General features: G+C 31.4%; 2 protein-coding genes and 1 pseudogene. 2 read left to right on the top strand and 1 reads right to left on the bottom strand.

From position 1 onward, the window contains the following. Together EAI80_RS14000 and EAI80_RS13180 are read left to right on the top strand one after the other, a co-directional pair. The coding region (locus tag EAI80_RS14000) for a zinc ribbon domain-containing protein (protein WP_153188267.1) at positions 1-119 on the top strand (119 nt) is incomplete at its 5' end. A gap of 178 nt (positions 120-297) precedes the next feature. After that, the gene (locus tag EAI80_RS13180; protein WP_129982394.1) at positions 298-801 is read left to right on the top strand and encodes a hypothetical protein; all 504 of its coding nucleotides are present in this window, start codon (positions 298-300) and stop codon (positions 799-801) included. 42 nt (positions 802-843) lie between these two features. On the opposite strand, the pseudogene EAI80_RS13575 reads toward EAI80_RS13180, so the two are convergent. Further along, a pseudogene (locus EAI80_RS13575) lies at positions 844-1,024 on the bottom strand (hypothetical protein); the annotation flags it as partial.

Below are 1,024 nucleotides of genomic sequence, written 5' to 3'. Positions count from 1 at the left end.
TCAAGAAAGATTTAAAGCTTTCAGATAGAATTTTCAGATGTGACTGTGGCTATATCGAAGACAGAGATTTCAATGCTGCACTTAATCTGAGAGATGCTACAACTTACGAAGTTGCATAAATAAACGCAAACGTAGGTATGTACCGAAAGCTATTTCGGGAATTTACGACTATGGAGTGCACTAGAACTTGTGAGTAGATATGATTTCTGTCAATCCAAAGCATGCACGATGACATAGTAAGTAATGTTCGTAAGAACTTACATTATCTCGATGTGAGTATATTTAATCACATTTTGAGTGGCAGAAACATATGATGCGTATGAAATACTATTTAATCAATATTTAAAGGAAACAAAGTGTTTAATCACTAATAAGGACAATAAAAGTGATGTGATAGAAGATTTCAATTGTATTCTCTATGCACCTCCTATTGGTGCAGTCTATCAAGAGGACGATCCATTTCCAGTTTTTTTAGAAGATAATGATTTTGTGGAATCGTTCAAGAAACATTCTATGCATATAAAACAGTTTGTGAAGCGTAATAAAGATCATCTATCAGGACTCTATATCTTGCAGGGATTAAGACATTTTGTGGATACTGGTTATACACTTGATTTCCCACAGCCATTCTATCAACCACTAACAATTAATGATAGAACCAAGATATTACGCAGACTAAAGAACTTTATAAATACCTACTCTATAAACCTTGTAGATGTCCCTGAATATGATAATATGTCTTTCTCAGTTATAAGTGTGAAACAAAAATCAATCAAAACGTATAAAAAAAGACAAACTTAAAAATAAGTTTGAATAATTTAGAAAAAATAGAATAATTGAATATTATGGTTTAGTTAATTTAGAAACGTCAAAACCTGATTTCTTAAGAAACTCTATCGCTGATTCTTCTGTTAAAACTTGTTGCTTTATAGGTGGCTTAGGATTTTTAAATGATTCATAATCTGAAGGATTAAATGTCTCTCCAGTAAGAATCATATGGTATATACTGACAAGCATCATTCTT

It is taken from the genome of Catenibacterium sp. co_0103, from assembly GCF_004168205.1.
GTDB classification, from domain to species: domain Bacteria; phylum Bacillota_I; class Bacilli_A; order Erysipelotrichales; family Coprobacillaceae; genus Catenibacterium; species Catenibacterium mitsuoka_A.
This window is presented reverse-complemented; position numbering and strand designations above follow the sequence as displayed.